This window comes from Methylobacillus sp. MM3 (assembly GCF_001645185.1).
Lineage (GTDB): Bacteria > Pseudomonadota > Gammaproteobacteria > Burkholderiales > Methylophilaceae > MM2.
Map to the genome: position 1 here is coordinate 1 of NZ_LXTQ01000007.1, position 558 is coordinate 558.

At 38.7% G+C, this 558-nt stretch carries 1 protein-coding gene; it reads left to right on the forward strand.

Going from position 1 to position 558, the window contains the following annotated elements:
* Positions 1-12 precede the first annotated feature (12 nt).
* The coding region (locus A7976_RS14705) for an amidohydrolase family protein (RefSeq protein ID WP_305791274.1) at positions 13-558 on the forward strand (546 nt) is incomplete at its 3' end.

A 558-nucleotide genomic window follows, 5' to 3' on the forward strand; every position in this document is an offset into this window, starting at 1 on the left:
ATGTATGAAGGCATGATTGAAGCTGCAAAAGTAAACAAAGCCATCGTAGCACACTGTGAAGATAATTCATTAATCTATGGTGGTGCAATGCATGAAGGGAAACGCAGTAAAGAGTTAGGTATACCAGGTGTTCCAAACATTTGTGAATCTGTACAAATCGCAAGAGATGTACTATTAGCTGAAGCAGCAGGTTGTCATTATCATGTATGTCATGTTTCTACTAAAGAAAGTGTTAGAGTCATTCGTGATGCTAAACGCGCAGGCATTCATGTTACAGCTGAAGTTACACCACACCATTTATTGTTAACAGAAGATGATATTCCTGGTAATAATGCCATTTATAAAATGAATCCACCATTGAGAAGTACTGAAGATAGAGAGGCTTTGTTAGAAGGGTTACTAGACGGTACAATTGACTGTATCGCAACAGACCATGCACCACATGCACGTGATGAAAAAGCACAACCAATGGAAAAAGCACCATTCGGAATTGTTGGCAGTGAAACAGCATTCCCATTATTATATACGCATTTTGTAAAAAATGGTGATTGGGCAGGA